The sequence below is a fragment of the Desulfotruncus alcoholivorax DSM 16058 genome, from assembly GCF_000430885.1.
GTDB classification, from domain to species: Bacteria; Bacillota; Desulfotomaculia; order Desulfotomaculales; family Desulfallaceae; genus Desulfotruncus; species Desulfotruncus alcoholivorax.
Map to the genome: position 1 here is coordinate 75,910 of NZ_AUMW01000009.1, position 17,285 is coordinate 93,194.

A 17,285-nucleotide genomic window follows, 5' to 3' on the forward strand; every position below is an offset into this window, starting at 1 on the left:
CCAAAATCGTCACGCCCAGCGGCATGGAAGACGGACCGCAAGAGAAGTCCCGGCACTGTTTACAGTGCCGGGACTATGACGTCAACTTAAGCATGTTGATTTACCGCGAATTAGAACATAGTCAGGTATTGGTCAATCTCCCACTGGTGTACTCTTACGCGATAACTGTCATACTCCTTGGCTTTGGCTTCGGCCAATTTTTCATAAATATGTGGCCCAAGCGCACCTTTGATGACTTCATTTTGGGCAAGTTCGGCATAAGCCTCCTCCAGACTGCCGGGCAGTGATCCTATACCCAGTTCGTTGAGTTCAGTGCCGGTCATATGGTAAATGTTTCTGTCGCAAGCCGGCGGCGGATCAATCTTATTGACAATACCGTCCAGGCCGGCCGCCAGGCAAGCTGCCAACGCCAGGTACGGATTGCAGGAGGGGTCGGGATTCCTTAATTCAACCCTGGTGCTGGAACCGCGCTTGGCCGGTATTCTAATCAGCGGGCTGCGGTTCCGGCCGCTCCAGGCCAAGTAAACCGGCGCCTCGTAACCGGGCACAAGCCTTTTGTAAGAGTTTACGGTGGGGTTGGTTACAGCCGCTAAAGCTCTGGCGTGCTTTAACAGTCCCCCGATATAGTAATACGCTTCCTTGCTGAGCTGCATAGGGCCGTCCGGGTCAAAGAAAGCATTAGTGTCACCCTTGAACAGTGATTGGTTGGTATGCATGCCGCTGCCGTTGATGCCGAAAACCGGCTTGGGCATGAATGTGGCGTGCAGGCCGTGCCGCTGGGCGATGGTTCTGACAACAAATTTAAAAGTAACGATCTTGTCGGCGGTATCAAGCGCATCAGAATATTTAAAATCAATCTCATGCTGGCCGGGCGCAACCTCGTGGTGCGACGCCTCAATTTCAAACCCCATCTGTTCCAAAGTTAAAACGATTTCCCTGCGGGCCTGTTCCCCCAAATCAACCGGTGAAAGATCAAAATAACCGGCATTGTCGTGGGTGGTCAGGGTGGGAACCCCTTCCTCATCAAGACGGAACAGGAAGAATTCCAATTCCGGCCCCACCTGCATGGTGTAACCCAACTCAGCGGCCTTGGCCAAAGTACGTTTCAAGGTCACCCTGGGGCAACCGTCAAAAGGAGTGCCGTCGGGATTATAAATATCGCACATTAACCTGGCCACCCCGCCATCCCTTGGCCGCCAGGGGAAAACAACAAAAGTATTGGGGTCGGGACGCAGGTACATGTCCGATTCCTCAATCCGGGTAAACCCGTAAATGGAGGAACCGTCAAACATCAGTTCATTGTCCAGGGCTTTTTCCAGTTGGTCGATGGTAATGGCGACGTTCTTCATCACCCCAAGCAGGTCGGTAAACTGCAATCTGATAAACTTGACTCCCTTCTCCCTTGCTTCTGCAATCACATCGTTTTTGTTCATGTTAAACCACCTTTCAATTAATCAAGATAATAAAAAGCATATACCATAAAAGCCGGCAAAAAGGTTGTTAAAACCCTTCCGCCGGCCCCTTCGCCGTAATGTACCGACATCTTCGTCGGCGTATTAGTCTGTAAAAATACCAAAGCCCACAAACAAATTATATACAACTATAATTTGTTTGTGGGCATCATTGCCGTTAATTTAATACAACACTGTATTAAGGTTATTTAATTTTTAATGTGTAAATTATAAATCATTAATTACATTAAAGCAATAGTTTTTTCGTGAACGGATTTTCTAATACCTTATTCCCGGGTCATCTGCCATCAGGTTGGCAGACCCACTTGGATAAAAAACATTATAATGATCCAGTTGAGGGTCGGAATTTTGCTGAGTGGCTTTGGGGAAGATGAATAACAGCTGATATTTTTCTCCAGCCTGATAAACCAGCATATCTTCGGTATTACAATGATGAATGAGCCCGGTGTATGTTCACTCTGTGATAATGTCACCTTAAAGTCTTTCTGAGAAAATGCCACCTCAGTAAGTTAAAAAAAATGGAAAGCTGCAACATTAGCCTGTTTGCAATTTATTGCCAACAATTAAAGTATGCGATAAAATACTAGCAATTAACTTTATTTATAAAATACCGGAGGACAATAAATTGATTATAATTTATACTATTGGTTTCTCGAAGAAGAATTTAAGACAGTTCATTACTAGATTAAAAGACGCTGGTGTAAATAAGTTAATAGATGTGCGACTTAATAATACGTCACAATTGGCAGGTTATGCCAAAAAAGATGACCTGGAATATATCCTCAGCCTTGTCGGTATTGATTATGAACATCACCCGGAATTAGCACCGACCGAAGAATTAATGAAAAAATTTAAGAAGAAACAAATAACCTGGCAAGATTACGAAGAAGAGTATAATAACATACTACTGCAAAGAGATCCGTTGAAAAGTATAGATTTCGAAAAGCAAGATAGTCCTGTTTGCTTGCTATGCTCTGAGGACAAACCGGAGGAGTGCCATAGAAGACTATTGGCTGAATATTATTCGAATTTATTGCCGAATGTAAAAATAGGACATTTGTAAAAAGACTCATAAAGTTTTGGGGACCTTTTAATGAATTGCATATAAAACTTGTGATTTCGGTTATTAGTCTTGGGGCAAAGACGCCCGGTATGTTCTAAAAAAATACCGGGCATTATTTATTACGAACGGAGTGATTACAAGATGAAAATAGCCCTGGCCCAAATAAACCCGGTTGTTGGTGACCTGCCATACAACGCCGGAAAAATTATTGCTTATACTGAAAAAGCCGTTCAAGAGGGGGCCGGTTTGGTGGTTTTCCCGGAGCTTTGCTTAACCGGCTACCCGCCCAGGGATCTATTGTTATCCAGCCGGTTTATTGATGCTGTGGCCGGTAAGCTGAAGGAAATTACCGCGGCATGTGGAAATACAGGAGTCCTGCTGGGCGCGCCGCTGCACCGGGACGGCCGCCTGTATAATTCCGCCGTTTTGTTGGAGAACGGCCGTATTTCCGGTATCCAACACAAAACACTGCTGCCTTTTTACGATGTTTTCGATGAAAAAAGGTACTTTGAACCGGCAACCAAGCGCCTGTGTATTGATTACAGAGGAATTAGGCTGGGTATAACGGTATGCGAGGATATCTGGAACGATAAGGATTTCTGGCAGCGGCAATTATATGATATCGACCCGGTTGAAGAATTGGTTGCACAGGGAGCGGATTTAATTATCAATCTGTCCAGCTCACCTTACAACTTCGGCAAGCACAGCTTGCGGGTCGAAATGCTGGGCATGACGGCCAGAAAGCACCGGATCGGGGTTTTATATGTCAACCAGGTGGGCGGCAACGACCACCTGGTGTTTGACGGCTCCAGCTGCGCGGTTGCGGGGAACGGCACGTTAATCGTTCAAGCGAAAAGCTTCCAGGAGGAGCTGGTTTTCTGCGAAACGGAAATGCTTAACACCAACCCCGCCCCGCCCATTGAAACCGGCGAAGATATCAGTTGGGTTTACCGGGCGCTGGAACTGGGAACCAGGGACTACCTGCACAAAAACGGCTTCAGGAGGGCCTTGGTAGGACTGAGCGGCGGTATCGACTCATCGGTTACGGCTGCGGTGGCAGCCGGTGCGCTTGGCCCTTCCAATGTAATCGGCGTTTCCATGCCCTCACGCTATTCATCCCGGGGAAGCGGGGACGACGCCCGCGCCCTGGCTGAAAACCTGGGCATCGAATACCGGGTTATTCCTATAGAAAATATTTTCCAATCCTATATCCGGGAGCTTAACCCGGCAGGCGAACCGGTTATTGACCTGGCTGAAGAAAATGTTCAGGCCAGGATCAGGGGCAATATTTTAATGTTCATTTCCAACCGGGAGGGTCCCATGGTCTTAACCACCGGCAACAAATCGGAGATGGCCATGGGCTACAGCACACTGTACGGCGATATGTCGGGCGGACTGAGCGTCCTGGCGGACGTGCCCAAAACAATGGTCTACCAACTGGCTGAATTCATAAACAGGAAAAATGAAATCATCCCCCGCAGCGTTATAGACAAGCCCCCTTCAGCAGAGCTGAGGCCCGGCCAAAAGGATGAGGACAGTTTGCCCCCCTATCCTGTGCTTGATCAAATTCTCAAAGCTTATATTGAAGATATTAAATCCGTAGACGAAATAGCAGCCATGGGTTTTAACAGGCAGCTGGCTGCCGGTATCGCCCGCCGGGTGGATAATGCCGAATACAAGCGGCAGCAGGCGCCTCCGGGCATCCGGGTCACTTCCCGGGCTTTCGGACCGGGCCGGCGCATACCCATTGCCCAGCGCTGGCGTTCAGATTAAGGATGTCAATAAGCTACCAGCCCCTGGAATAGTCATCAAAACAATCCAGGCAAACAAATTCACCATTCTTCACCCTTAGCCGCGGCTCCATTACCATTTCCCCGCAGGTGGCGCACTTAATTGACGGAAATATTTTGGCTTTGGGGGGAAATTTGAAATCAATTTCTTTTATCGTACAAAATTGGCTTTCATCCATTTGGAGAATCTGTTCAATTCTCCTGCCCTGGGCCAATTGGAACTTGGCCCGTTCTTCCTGTGAAGCCGAACCCGAAAATACTTTTTGGCGCAACTCCTGCATCTCCGGGTCAGGGCGCCTGGCGTCGCCATTGACGGAAATCCTTAGCGCCCTGTTACCGCTGCGGCTGCCGAAGGTATAGACCTGCTTGCCCAAATCACGATATATCAAATTTCCCTTGCCCAGGGTGCATCCGGTTAAGACCTGGACGGCATCGACGCTGCAGGAATCGTTTTCTACAATCGCGACCAGTTCTTCATCCCGCGAACGCATTTCCCGCAAATGCTTAAGCGCTATTTCAGCAACTTTGCAACCAATTGCCAAACCGGGACAGGAATGGCCGTGGAACTCAACCGCTTTTTCCCAGGGGGTTCTTTCCATGCACACAGTTATCACCTCAATATAAAAAGTCTAAAGTTGAAAAATTTCGGGGAAACAACTTAAAGGCCATGCTAAAAGTAACTTTCATGGCCCCTTTGCTAACCGGCCAATACATGAATCCAGTAAATTTTTTTCAATTTTCATGCTATATGGTTTTTTATTCTTTGTCAATGTGGTATGCTACTTTAAAAAGCAAGGGAGGGCAGTGCTAATGCCTGTGATTACTATGGACGGGCCCAAACTTTCCCTGGAACAAAAGGCGGAATTAGTTAAAGCTTTTACCAAAATAGCTGCGGAAGTAACCAAAATCCCAGAGAAATCTTTTATTGTCTTAATTGAAGAACGGGAGCGGGATAATGTTGGCGTCGGCGGCGTACTGCTGTCGCAGATGCAAAAGTAAAGTCGGCCTGTAAAAAAAGAACCTCGGGTATAGTGAATACACGAGGTTCTCGCAATCAATGCTCAATTCGGTTGGGTCAACTTCCTGTTCCTGGGCTTAACCTGTTCCACTGCTGCAAAAGATGGAGAGGTTTTGCCTTTATAAAAGAATACTTTCGCAACAAATACGAAGTTAACAAACACCATAAAAAGGGATAGTAAAGTGATAATTAATAGTGGCGACGCGCCATCGTCCATAGTAATGGATCCACTCTCCTTAAGTATAATTTACAGGTTTCTAAATTATAATAACAGATTTCCCTCCTTGAATAAAACCTCCTTTTTGATCCCTGGCAGCAAACCGGCGCTGTCTGGTCAATTATTTTGGCTTTATCTTGCCCTTATGTCCATTATCACACCCGCGCGTAACCAAGGAATAATGTAACTGTATTAAATGTTTATGCATGGTACGGGTTAAATTTGACTTACATAATCCTTAAAATATCATCAATAATCTGTTGGGCGGTTTTCTTAATGTCAAGATCATTAAGGACTGCCTGCCAAATTTCTTCTTCACAATCAGTTGGCCGCCATGCATGGTCTTTCTCTGGTATGAACCTGTATTTTTCCACCGCCTCTTCCACCGGCAAGAATAAAATTTCCGGAACCGGCTCACAAACAACAGTTAAAACAAAAGGCAGACCGTCCAGGTAAAGCTCCACCCAGTAGTAACCGGCTTGTTTGCCGTTAACATTAACATTCCCTTTTTTTATAAAAACGTCGTTGTCCTTCAAAAGCAATAACCCGAAAATAACTGAGCTGGCTTTAAAACTTATTATTGTAGAATCAAAGGGTGCTTGTTGATCCTTGCACACAGCATCCTTTACCGCCCCGGCAACATTGAGAATTTCACCCACCTGATCCAGTTGGCAATACATTGCTCCACCCCTTCATTAATCTTTAATTATTTCATTTAACCGGACCCGCTGCACACGGCCCCACAGCGCACTTGCCACAGACATCGCATAATTCTAAATCTGCAAATTCACGATCCACTTCCAGCAACCGCCGGTAACAAGTATGCTTATCAATCCCACCGGTTTTTAAAGCTCCCGTGGGGCAATGCTTCACGCAATAAAGGCATTTGCCGGCACTATAATAGCCACAGTATTCCTCCTGCGGCTTTGGGCTGGGCGGGATAACCGCTGAGGTAACAACGCTGCCCAAACGGCCGGCACAGCCCGCCCGGGTAATCAGCATTCTGTTGACACCAAAGGTACCCAGACCTGCAACAAAGGCGACACTTTTATGAGACCACCCCGCGGTCAGGTCATCCTCATTAAAATTGTGGGTGGGTTTTTCGGCCAGCGCACTATACCCCTCTCTTTCAAGTAAATTGATAATCTGCCCGCAAATCCCAGTGATCAGCCGGTTGGTTTCAATATAGGCCTCCGCCCATTCCCGGGCTACCCCGGGTGTCTTTCGGTTGGCACTGATAATCACATCACTAAACGGAATAAAAAAAGCCACTACTGTTTTTGCCCCGGGCAAAAACTCCCTGGGATGCAGGTGATGGGGACCCACTATTTGTTTAATTTGAGTAAATAAATGATCGTCTGCAGAAGCAAAACCAAGCAGGGGCTCACGATAATATTTTTCTATACCAAATTCCACAATGGACTTCTTTATTTGTAAATCAATCAGTTCACTTAAATTCAAAATTAACCCCACTCCTTTAGCAACATTATTTCTATATTATCATAAAGTTGCGGCAGAAAAATAAATGACCCGCCCTTTAGCGGGTCTCGCGCTTAATACCTACTTTACCACAGTGTAACCGGCATCTTCAATGGCTTTGGCCAGCTTGTCCCGATCGGCTGTACCTGTTACCACAACTTCTTTTTTGTCCAGGTTCACCTGGGCGTTTTCCACGCCGCTAACGGCTTTCAGCGCTTTCTCCACGGCCATTTTGCAGTGATTGCAGCTCATACCTTCAACTTTTAATACTGTTTGACTCATTTTGTTAACCTCCTTAGTTTATAATTTTTCCATTAGCGCTCAGGGTTGTAACGCTTCAACAAAAGAGAATTGGTTACAACGGAAACTGAGCTGAATGCCATTGCCGCCCCGGCCATAACCGGCGTAAGCACGCCGAAAGCAGCCAGCGGAATGCCAATAACATTATAGAAAAATGCCCAAAACAAATTTTGTCTTATTTTTTTTAATGTTTGCCTGGAAAGTTTTACAGCATGGACAATAGCCCGCAAATCCCCGCGGATTAAGGTTATGGAAGCGCTTTCCATGGCCACGTCCGTCCCTGTGCCAATGGCCATGCCGACATCCGCCGTGGCCAGGGCCGGCGCGTCATTAATCCCGTCGCCCACCATAGCCACAACTTTTCCAGCCTCCTTTAATTTTGTCACTTCTTGAGCCTTATTTTCCGGCAGTACCCCGGCAATTACATCGGTTATCCCCACCTGTTTGGCAATGGCACGAGCCGTTCTAGCCTGATCCCCGGTCAGCATATAGACATCCAAACCCAGGTCTTTAAGCCTGGAAATGGCCTCATTGGCATGCTCTTTGATAGTATCCGCCACAGCAATCATGCCGGCCAGCCGGCTGTTGGAAACCGCCAGCATCACCGTTTTCCCCTCTTCTTCCCAGCGGTTTTTATCCGGCAAAACCTTTTCTATATTGATGCCTTGCGCCTTGGCCATTTCTTCGTTGCCCACCTGCCATTCCCTGTCGCCCATTTTGAAACGGATACCTTTTCCCGGGACGGCTTGGAATTCTGTAACTTCGGCATCAGACATCACCCCGCCGGCCACGGCATAGCTGACCACCGCCTGTCCCACCGGGTGCTCCGATTTTCTTTCTCCCGCCGCTACTGCTGCTAAAAGCTCTCGTTCATTAAAGCCCGGCAGAACCAGCACATCAGTAACGGAAGGTTCACCCCTGGTTATGGTGCCGGTTTTGTCCAAAACCACGGTGTTGATTCTACCGGCACGCTCCAGGTGCTCACCGCCCTTGATTAAAATTCCCTTTTCCGCGCCAACGCCTGTACCCACCATTATGGCAGTGGGGGTGGCAAGCCCAAGCGCGCAGGGGCAGGCGATCACCAGTACCGCTGTCATTTTAATCAAGGCAGCGGTGAACCCTGCGCCGGACATATACCAGCCTGCAAATGTGATTAAAGCAATGACAATTACCAAGGGAACAAACACAGCTGATACCCTGTCGGCCAGCCGCTGAATGGGAGCCTTGGACCCCTGGGCCGCTTCCACCATCCGAATAATCTGGGCCAGGGCGGTATCTTCCCCCACCCTGGTGGCCCGGAAAGTAAAGCTGCCCTGCTTATTGACCGAGGCGCCTACCACATCGTCTCCCGGAACTTTATCCACGGGTACGCTCTCTCCGGTTAACATGGACTCGTCCACGCTGGAAACCCCTTCAATAATAACCCCGTCTACCGGTATTCTTTCACCCGGTCTAACCAGGACGACATCACCCACCTCAACTTCTTCAACGGGAACATCCTCTTCTATACCGTTGCGTATTACTCTGGCGGTTTTGGCCTGAAGACCCATCAGCTTCTTAATGGCCTCAGAGGTTTTTCCTTTAGCTACAGCCTCCAACAGTTTACCCAGCAAGATCAGCGTGATAACGACAGCAGCCGATTCGAAATAAAACACCCGCCAGCCCGCCAAAACAGATACCAGGCTGTAAAAATATGCTGTCGAAGTACCCAGGGCCACCAGTACGTCCATGTTGGCCCCACCTGTTTTGAGGGCATGGTAGGCCCCCCTGTAAAACTGCCAGCCCGCGATAAATTGCACCGGGGTAGCCAGGGCCAACTGCAATACAGGACTAAGCATGAAATTATGCCAACCAATGGCCTCAGTGAACATCATCATTAATAAGGGTAGTGATAATACCAGCGCCAGGACAAATCTGGCTATTTGCAAGCGTATCTCCTTCTGCCGGGCCAGTCCTTCCTCGTCCCGCGAAATATCAGCCGCCCGGCAGGCTTTATAACCAAGGGCATCTACAGCCTGCTTTAACTTATTTACTGTTATCAGACCCGGAATAAACCTGACCATTGCCCTGCCTGTGGCCAGGTTTACAGCGGCTTCCCGGACACCCGGCAAAGAAAGGAGCTTCTTTTCAACCCGGGCCGAACAAGCCGCGCAGGTCATACCGGATATCAACAGTTCCACATTATCCTCAGGTACCTCATACCCGATATCTCTGATTTTGGAGATTATATCCCCCGGAGTAACCCGGGTGGGATCATAGGTTACGGTTCCCTTTTCCAGGGCCAGGTTAACACCTGCTTCAATAACACCCGGCATTTTGCTCAAACCTTTTTCGACTCTGGCTGAACAGGCGGCGCAGCTCATGCCTGAAATGGGAAGTGTCAGCACTTCTTCAGTTTTTAACTGATCCATATACATGCCTCCCCCGGTAAAGCCCGGATTTATTATACCCTTTAATCCAACCAGTTATTTTCAGCCGGGAAACAGTGGAACCCAGGTCATTATAATGAGCCGGCTCAACAAGTAAAATGGCGAAAGGTTATTTGGGGACATCAATCAATTAAAATTGCTTTAATTATTAATTTATCCACACCACCATATATTCAAATAATATTATATAACAAAGGGGCTTATAATTAAAGCACAGGCTTTATTAAAATGTGCCAAAAACCAAAAATTTTATGCAAAAGCTGCTCTTACTTACGAGCAGCTTTCTATTTCCCAGTTCCCAACACAGCATTTGGTGCGAGTTCAACTAATCCCCTTTTTCAGATTCAGCGTACAGGAAATCTTTTTTTGAATATGCGGGGTTTGGATAGGAGTAAAAACCCTGCATCGTCTTGTATCCCAGCATACCCTTGTCCACATACTGCTTTAAAAAGTCGGCGTTGGCCTGGGCCTGCCTGTCTCCTTTCTTTTTAGCCCAGTAGTCGGTGATGTCCCAAACCGTTGACAGGCCTACTTGATCCATGATACCGAAAGGCCCGATTGACATGCCCGTGACCCCCATCCAGGCCCGGTCAATATCTTCAATGGAAGCAACATTTTTGGAGGCCAGGGTCAGGGCTGATAAGAACAGGCTCGAAAGCATGGTGTTAAAAACATAACCACTGTTTTCCTTTTGAAGCAGGATAACAATTTGACCAATGCTCCTGGCAAAATCCTGTACCAGCTGTGTAACTTCGGGTGCGGTGCCCGGGTGAGGCATGACGTCTACCACGTTGTTGGACCGCAGATCATGGAAATGCAGAGCACAAAGTTTCTCGGGCCTTCCGCTGGCCTGAGCAAACATGGAGGGCAGCAGTAAGGAGGTATTGGTGGTAAAAATGGTGCGCTCCGGGCAGAGCTTGTTGAACTGGGCCAAGATTTTACCCTTGATAACCGGGTCCTCGGGCACCGACTCGCTTATTAAATCAACCTCCCGGGCGGCCTCAGCCGGGTCCGGGGTCATGGAGATTCGAGACAGTGTCTGCTGGAGCTGCTCTTCGGTAAGACGGCCAGTGGACGCATACCAAGAGGCAAGTTTGGTCATGCTTTTCCCAGCCTTATCCAGAATTTCCCGGGACAAATCATAGTACACCACCTCATATCCATGCATGGCGCATTGCAAACCAATTTGCTGCCCCATTGTACCGGCGCCCAGGATTAGAACTCGCTTAATATCGGCTAACTGCATAAATAAATCCTCCTGCGTTTTGAGTCTTGTAGTGTCAACAACTGACAATATAGATCATCTTATTTAACGAAAGACTTGCCAATTCCTCTTTTTTAATGTTTATATCGCAATGCCATATCAATGCCATTTGCATTTTTCCCCCTGACATGGACAAAGGAACCAATATTGTTAATTGACATTATTTCATTATGGTTTTAAACTAATGTTAATTAACTATTCAGTAAGGGGGAAAAAAAGTGAGTGTAATCTTTGCCAACAAACTAGACCCCAACTTTATGCACGAAGTCGTTTCCAAAGCCTGTACAACCAGCGATCGCGAACAATTCTACAATTGCCTGTCATGCGGTATGTGCAGCGCAGGGTGTCCTTACAACGGTGTTCACGATAACGCCGACCCCAGGAAGTTTATCCGGATGCTAACCCTGGGCATGCGCGAAGAGGTATTAAATTCCGACTTTATCTGGGCCTGCACCCAGTGCGGGCGCTGTACCTACGAATGCCCCATGGGTGTGGAAGTTTTGACACTGGTCAGGACGGTCAGGGGTAATTTTGGCCTCAGGGCGCCGGGCTTCTTACAGGATGTCGTTGATGCCCAGATTAAAACCGGCAACCAGATGGAGGTTTCAACCGAAGATTACCTGGAAACGCTGGAATGGATGGAAGAAGAGCTGCAGGAAGAAGTCGGCGATCCCAACGCTAAAATACCGATCGATAAGGAAGGTGCTGAATTCTTATTCCTTTGGGACCCGCGTGAAATTAAATACTACCCTCACGATGTCCAGAGCATCGCTAAAATAATGTGGTACGTTGGCGCTGATTGGACCTGCAGCAGCAGGTGGTGGGACGCAACCCATTATGCGCTGTTTAACGGCAATGATGAAGAAGCCCGTATAATCACTCAGAGATACGCCGATGAAGTCAAACGCCTTAAAGTAAAAGAGCTTGTTGTAACCGAATGCGGCCACGCCACCCATGCCAACAAGTGGGGCCCTAAAGTTTGGCTGGAAAAAGACAATACATACCCGGTAAAAAGTATTGTTGAAAAATACGTGGAATGGTTTGAAGCAGGCCTGCTTCACGTGGATCCCAGTATAAACACCGAGCCGATTACATTGCATGACCCCTGTAATTCTGTGCGCAAACAGGGGCTGGGTGACGCTATGCGCTACGTTTTAAACAAAACAGTCACAGATTTCAGGGAAATGCATCCTCACGGAGTAATGAATTACTGCTGCGGCGGTGGCGGCGGCCTGCTGGCCATGGGTAAAGACATCTATCCCTACCGGATGGCCAAGGGCAAGCTGAAAGCCGACCAGATCAAGGATACGGGATGCCATCTTGTTGCCTGTCCCTGCCACAACTGTTTCGACCAGCTAACCGACATTATTAAATACTACGAACTGGATGCCAAGGTAATTCACCTGCACCATTTAATCAGCCACGCTTTAATCATGGATAAAAAACCCCAAAAATAATAAAAAAACACGCCTTCAAATAGTTCATAAGCGCACGCGATTATTACTTTTGTCCTTAACTCATGCCACACATATGGCAAATATTCATTGAAAAAAAGTGAAAGAAAACGGTGTCAAAATTAAACTTTAATTTGACACCGTTTTCTTTGCATTTTTTAAATTTAGCGTACCGTTATAGTATTAGTCAATGGCAGGCCAACTCCTTCCGGGTGGTGCGCTGCACCGTGGCCAACCCCTTTTAATGCACCAGTCACAAGATCGGAATAAGCGGTTATTCCATGCTCGTTCAGGTCGAGCCCTTCAAATTCTTCCTGCCGGGTGACACGAATTCCCATAATTGCCTTTAACAAGACAAATACCAGATAAGTCATGCCAAAAGCCCAAACGGAAACACCAAGCACGCCCAAAGTTTGAACCACCAGCTGGTGAATGCCCCCACCAAAGAAGAGACCGCCTTTGGTTGCAAAAAGCCCCACAGCCAGTACCCCCCAGGTCCCCCCGACTCCATGCACCGCAATGGCACCCACCGGGTCATCGGCCTTGACCCTGTCAAAAAATTCCACCGCCAAAACTACTAAAATTCCTGCCACTGCACCAATAATAGCTGCACTGCCGGGACTTACAGCAGCGGTTCCGGCCGTAATGGCAGCCAGGCCGGCCAGCGCGCCGTTAATAGCCATACTGGGATCGGCTTTGCCATAGCGGCGCATGGTAAAGAGAATTCCGGTTGCGCCTCCTGCTGCCGCCGCCAGGTTGGTGGTCAGCGCTATGTGAGCAATACTTGAATTCAAACCTGATAAGGAACTGCCGGGGTTGAACCCAAACCAGCCGAACCAAAGAATGAACGTGCCTAAAAAGGCCAGGTGCATATTGTGTGCCGGCAAAACATTTGCACTGCCGTCTTCATTATATTTGCCTGTACGTGGTCCCAGAACCAGAACAGCCGCAAGAGATGCCCAGCCACCAAAGGCATGAACTGCCGCGGACCCTGCAAAATCAATCATTCCCAGCTTGTTCAGCCAGCCTCCCACACCCCAGATCCAGTGCCCGGCAACCGGATATAAAAAGGAAGTGCATAAAAAGGTAAATATGATATAAGCGCTAAACTTCATCCGTTCGGCCACCGCGCCTGATACGATCGAAGCCACAACCATGGCAAAAGCAGCCTGGAATATCCAGAATGCGGGTATGGGAATACTTAAATCAATGTGCTGCAAATTACCTGTCAAAAAGAAGCCGCTGCTCCCAACAAGGCCGGAAACATTCATTCCGTACATCAGGCCAAAGCCGATGGCCCAAAAGCCAAGCATACCAAAAGTACAATCAGTAAAAACCTTCATCACAATATTCAAAGAATTTTTAGCCCTGATAAATCCGGCCTCCAAAAAGGCAAAACCAGCTTCCATAAAAAGCACCAGGGCCGCACAAAGCAACACCCACACCGTATCTATGCCCGAGGCAAGTTCATTTAAACTGATATGCACAACACACACTCCTTCAAAAATAAATAAAAGCGCAAGTAACGATAAATCCCGCTACGAGCGCCCTTGCCCTTATTCCAACACTGGAATTACTTTATTTACTTTTAAATTGCATCCTCGTGTTTTTCCCCGGTTCGAATGCGCACTGCGTCTTCCACCGGGTAGATAAAAATTTTTCCGTCTCCGACATCACCGGTCCGGGCTGCTTCACTGATAACCCGCACAACTTCGTCCACCCAGATGTCTTTGGTAACAATTTCCAGCTTCACTTTGGGCAGCAGGTTGATGCTGTACTCGTGCCCCCTGTACACACCTACCCAACCGCCTTGCAGGCCGCACCCAAAAACCTGGCTAACCGTCATACCGTGTATGTCGAAGCGTGAAAGAGCTTCTTTGACATCTTCCAGCTTGGCCGGGCGGATTATGGCTTCAATTTTTTTCACTTGGCTTATACCTCCCAAATAAAAAAGCCCCAACCCGCGCACAACGGTATCAGGACCTTCTTTGGCCATGACTTAGATACTTCATCGTATCTGATAATTATTAATTATATTCTACAAGGACTGCACGTGCAAGCTAATATTTTTTGTCATTGCGAGCGCACGAAGCAATCCCTGAAGGGTAGTTGTGTCCCCTTTCCTATAAGGATTGCCACGTCGCTTCGCTCCTAACAGTAACATGAATGATCAATTTATGCTCAAGCCTTGGCGTTATCATACGCCCGCAGCAGAATAGCCGCCAGTTCCTCAATTAACGGCATCCTGGGATTGGCGGTGGTGGACTGGTCGTCAAAGGCCTTTTCCGCCAGCTCCGGTACCTTCTTTTTAAATAATTCGGCGTCTACCCCGCATTCGGCTATTGTGGCAGGTACACCAACCGCGGAACGCAATTTCTCCACCGCGTCAATCAGGCTGTCAACACCCGACCGGACATCCGACGCCGGCAGCCCCAGCAGAGCTGCCAGCTGCCTGTATTTTTCCGGTGCCTGGTAATATTCGTACTGTGGAAAAGAGGCAAATTTGCTGGGTATCTCGGAATTATACCTGATTACGTGCGGCAACAGAACAGCATTGGCCCTGCCGTGCGGGATATGAAATTCACCGCCAATTTTGTGGGCCAGACTGTGACATACTCCCAGGAAGGCATTTGTAAAGGCCATCCCGGCAATACACGAGGCGTTATGCATTTTGCCCCGCGCTTCCAGGTTATCTTTGCTTGCATAACTGGCAGGCAGGTACTTGAAAACGAGTTCAGCAGCTTTTTGCGCCATAGCATCTGTATAATCTGAAGCCATTACCGATACATATGCTTCCACGGCATGAGTTAGGACATCCAAACCTGTATCGGCGGTTACTGCGGGCGGCATGGTGCTCACAAATTCAGGGTCGATGATGGCCACGTCGGGGGTCAGTTCGTAATCCGCCAGGGGATATTTGATATCCCGGCCCCTGTGCGTAATAACCGCAAAGGCACTGACTTCCGAACCGGTCCCGCTGGTTGTGGGAATGGCAACCAGCCTGGCTTTACGCCCCAATTTGGGATATTTATAGGTGCGTTTACGAATATCAAGAAATTTTAACTTCAAAAATTCAAATTCTACTTCGGGATGCTCATAGAAAAGCCACATAGCTTTGGCCGCATCTATCGGAGAGCCGCCGCCCAAAGCAATAATGGTGTCGGGTTGAAACTGCTTCATCACCTGACAGCCTTTTTGAACTGTATCCACCGAAGGATCCGGCTCCACTTCGGAAAAAATCTCCATTATAACCGGGTTATTGCGCTTTTTGAGGTGGTAAATAACTTTGTCCAAAAAACCCAGCTTAACAATCCCGGGGTCGGTAACAATGATAACCCTTTCCACCCCTTGCATTTTTTCCAGATACTGTACCGAACCAGGTGAAAAATAAATCCGCTCGGGAACCCTGAACCACTGCAACTTTTCCCTTCTGCCGGAAACCCGCTTGATATTTATCAAATTGTCCACGCTGACATTGGAGGTGGTGGCGTTATGGCCCATAGAACCGCACCCCAGGGTCAGTGAAGGAACGTTGACGTTATACAGGTCCCCTATGGCCCCGTGCGAGGCCGGAGAATTAATAATAATTCTCCCCGCGCGCATGCGCCTGGAAAAAAGGTCAACAACTTCCTTGTTTTCAGAATGAAGCACCGCCGAGTGGCCCAGCCCGCCGAAACCGATGATTTCCTCGCACCTTTTGATGCCGTCCCTGTAGCCGTCCACCTGGTAACAGGCCAGTACCGGGCTTAATTTTTCCATGGAAAGGGGATACTGCGGGCCGACGCCCTGCTGGGGAGCCACCAGTATTTTGGTGCCCGGAGGCGCCTCGAAACCCGCCATTTTGGCAATAGCACAAGCCGATTGTCCCACTATGGCGGGGTTCAGGCTGCAATCCCCGCCCTTGACGGCTAATTTTTCCAGTTTGGCAGTTTCTTCTTCATTTAGGAAGTAGCAGCCATAATGCTGCATTAATGAAGTGACTTCTTCATAAATGTTCCTGTCGATAACGACGGATTGTTCCGAAGCACAGATCAGACCGTTGTCGAAAGTTTTGCTCAGAATAAGATCGGTTACAGCCCGCTTAACTTTGGCCGATTTTTCAATATAGCAGGGAACATTACCCGGTCCGACACCCAGGGCCGGTTTTCCCGTACTGTAAGCCGCACGGACAAGGCCGGCGCCACCTGTAGCCAAAATTAAGTGCACCCCGGGATGGTTCATCAGGTAACCGGTGGCCTCGATACTGGAATGCTCTATCCAGGTGATGCAATCCCCGGGGGCGCCAGCTTCCACTGCCGCGTCAAGCATGGTTTTAGCAGCCGCGGCGCTACATCCCCGGGCCCCTGGGTGAAAGCTGAAAATCACCGGGTTGGCCGTTTTCAGGCAAATTAATGATTTAAACATGGTAGTAGATGTCGGGTTAGTGACCGGGATTACGGCGGCAATAACCCCAACAGGCTCGGCTACCTCCATGTAGTCCTCTTCATCGTTGACACTGATAACACCAACGGTTTTCTTATATTTTATGCTGTGATACACCGACTCCGTGGCAAAAATATTCTTGATCATTTTATCTTCATAAACGCCCCGCCTGGTTTCTTCCACGGCCAGCCTGGCCAGTTCCATGTGTTTATCCAGGCCGGCCAGCGCCATGGCCTGGACAATGCGGTCTATCTGTTTTTGATTCAGCTTAACAAGCGCCTGGCGCGCCTTTTCAGCCTTTTCGACAAGCTTGTCCACCATTAACTGTTCCTCATCACCGGTAAATTCCGGCTCTTTCCCGCCCATCACAACCACCT

Annotated in this window: 15 protein-coding genes; 4 read left to right on the forward strand and 11 right to left on the reverse strand. The window is 48.3% G+C overall.

The window, feature by feature from the left end:
- Positions 1–110 precede the first annotated feature (110 nt).
- Both glnA and H569_RS23555 read right to left on the reverse strand, forming a co-directional pair.
- Entirely contained in the window at positions 111–1,433 is a 1,323-nt protein-coding gene (gene glnA, locus H569_RS0104740) for a type I glutamate--ammonia ligase (protein WP_027364063.1), read from the reverse strand.
- Positions 1,434–1,730: 297 nt separating this feature from the next.
- A complete protein-coding gene (locus H569_RS23555) occupies positions 1,731–1,886 on the reverse strand; it encodes a DUF4309 domain-containing protein (RefSeq protein ID WP_114679251.1) in 156 nt (51 codons plus the stop codon).
- Positions 1,887–2,097: 211 nt separating this feature from the next.
- On the opposite strand from H569_RS23555, the gene H569_RS0104750 reads away from it, so the two are divergent.
- Positions 2,098–2,535, forward strand: a complete 438-nt coding sequence (locus tag H569_RS0104750; protein ID WP_238492464.1) for a DUF488 domain-containing protein — start codon at positions 2,098–2,100, stop codon at positions 2,533–2,535.
- A 141-nt stretch (positions 2,536–2,676) separates the two neighbouring features.
- Positions 2,677–4,308 carry an NAD+ synthase gene (locus H569_RS0104755; protein WP_027364065.1) on the forward strand — a complete coding sequence of 544 codons (1,632 nt, stop codon included), beginning with the start codon at positions 2,677–2,679 and terminating at the stop codon, positions 4,306–4,308.
- A gap of 13 nt (positions 4,309–4,321) precedes the next feature.
- Here H569_RS0104755 and H569_RS0104760 read toward each other — a convergent pair whose 3' ends face one another.
- Positions 4,322–4,924 (reverse strand): FmdE family protein, encoded by a 603-nt coding sequence (locus H569_RS0104760; protein ID WP_034629511.1) that lies wholly within the window; start codon positions 4,922–4,924, stop codon positions 4,322–4,324.
- Between the two features lie 211 nt (positions 4,925–5,135).
- On the opposite strand from H569_RS0104760, the gene dmpI reads away from it, so the two are divergent.
- Complete coding sequence (gene dmpI, locus H569_RS0104765; protein ID WP_027364067.1) at positions 5,136–5,324, forward strand: 4-oxalocrotonate tautomerase DmpI; 189 nt, start codon at positions 5,136–5,138, stop codon at positions 5,322–5,324.
- A gap of 463 nt (positions 5,325–5,787) precedes the next feature.
- On the opposite strand, the gene H569_RS0104775 is transcribed toward dmpI, so the two are convergent.
- The 5 genes from H569_RS0104775 to H569_RS0104795 form a co-directional block, all read right to left on the reverse strand.
- Complete coding sequence (locus tag H569_RS0104775; protein ID WP_027364068.1) at positions 5,788–6,240, reverse strand: hypothetical protein; 453 nt, start codon at positions 6,238–6,240, stop codon at positions 5,788–5,790.
- A 31-nt stretch (positions 6,241–6,271) separates the two neighbouring features.
- Positions 6,272–7,021 (reverse strand): hypothetical protein, encoded by a 750-nt coding sequence (locus H569_RS0104780; protein ID WP_027364069.1) that lies wholly within the window; start codon positions 7,019–7,021, stop codon positions 6,272–6,274.
- Between the two features lie 99 nt (positions 7,022–7,120).
- Positions 7,121–7,321, reverse strand: a complete 201-nt coding sequence (locus H569_RS0104785) for a CopZ family metallochaperone (protein ID WP_027364070.1) — start codon at positions 7,319–7,321, stop codon at positions 7,121–7,123.
- Positions 7,322–7,353: 32 nt separating this feature from the next.
- Entirely contained in the window at positions 7,354–9,750 is a 2,397-nt protein-coding gene (locus H569_RS0104790; RefSeq protein ID WP_407638025.1) for a heavy metal translocating P-type ATPase, read from the reverse strand.
- A 343-nt stretch (positions 9,751–10,093) separates the two neighbouring features.
- Positions 10,094–11,014, reverse strand: a complete 921-nt coding sequence (locus tag H569_RS0104795) for a 3-hydroxyacyl-CoA dehydrogenase (RefSeq protein ID WP_027364072.1) — start codon at positions 11,012–11,014, stop codon at positions 10,094–10,096.
- Positions 11,015–11,250: 236 nt separating this feature from the next.
- On the opposite strand from H569_RS0104795, the gene H569_RS0104800 reads away from it, so the two are divergent.
- A complete protein-coding gene (locus H569_RS0104800) occupies positions 11,251–12,489 on the forward strand; it encodes a (Fe-S)-binding protein (RefSeq protein ID WP_027364073.1) in 1,239 nt (412 codons plus the stop codon).
- 161 nt (positions 12,490–12,650) lie between these two features.
- Here H569_RS0104800 and H569_RS0104805 read toward each other — a convergent pair whose 3' ends face one another.
- The 3 genes from H569_RS0104805 to adhE form a co-directional block, all read right to left on the reverse strand.
- Positions 12,651–13,973 carry an ammonium transporter gene (locus H569_RS0104805; RefSeq protein ID WP_027364074.1) on the reverse strand — a complete coding sequence of 441 codons (1,323 nt, stop codon included), beginning with the start codon at positions 13,971–13,973 and terminating at the stop codon, positions 12,651–12,653.
- A 101-nt stretch (positions 13,974–14,074) separates the two neighbouring features.
- Complete coding sequence (locus H569_RS0104810) at positions 14,075–14,413, reverse strand: P-II family nitrogen regulator (protein ID WP_027364075.1); 339 nt, start codon at positions 14,411–14,413, stop codon at positions 14,075–14,077.
- A 254-nt stretch (positions 14,414–14,667) separates the two neighbouring features.
- A complete protein-coding gene (adhE, locus tag H569_RS0104815; protein WP_027364076.1) occupies positions 14,668–17,274 on the reverse strand; it encodes a bifunctional acetaldehyde-CoA/alcohol dehydrogenase in 2,607 nt (868 codons plus the stop codon).
- Positions 17,275–17,285 lie beyond the last annotated feature (11 nt).